Source organism: Chryseobacterium sp. OSA05B (genome assembly GCF_019970065.1).
GTDB lineage: Bacteria > Bacteroidota > Bacteroidia > Flavobacteriales > Weeksellaceae > Chryseobacterium.
Map to the genome: position 1 here is coordinate 1 of NZ_JAHXYH010000151.1, position 435 is coordinate 435.

1 protein-coding gene is annotated in these 435 nt (G+C 48.7%); it reads right to left on the minus strand.

Going from position 1 to position 435, the window contains the following annotated elements; all coding sequences use genetic code 11:
• Positions 1 to 250: 250 nt before the first annotated feature.
• On the minus strand, positions 251 to 435 hold a 185-nt coding region (locus LC419_RS24020; RefSeq protein ID WP_223609709.1), incomplete at its 5' end, for a hypothetical protein.

The following is a 435-nucleotide window of genomic DNA, read 5'->3' on the forward strand; positions in this document are numbered from 1 at the left end:
ATCATCAGTCGTGCGATTGATTACGTGAAACTGAAAATTTAACGTCTGTTCCGCTGGTCAAAACGCAAAAAGAGCCTGCCCGAAAAGCAGGCTCTTTTTTTGCACCTGCTGCACCACAGTTGAACATTCTGCGGCACCGGGGCGACATCTTTATTCCTCCCCGTCGGACAGGGCAGGTGTAATTACCTGAAAATCCCATCGAATCAATGTGGCATGTTTGTTGCTGAGAACTTATTTCTTGCTAGCAATGTTAAAAATCTTTGGCTGGCGTTGACAGGAAATAAGGGAGACGACGAATGACAACATTGAATATGCCCATGACAATCGCGGCCAGCGCACGGTGGCGGCAGTTAGTTCTGGGGCTGATTTGCATGGCGGCGATTTCCAGTCCGCAATATGTCTGGACTCTGCTGACTAAACCGCTCGCGCTTAAAC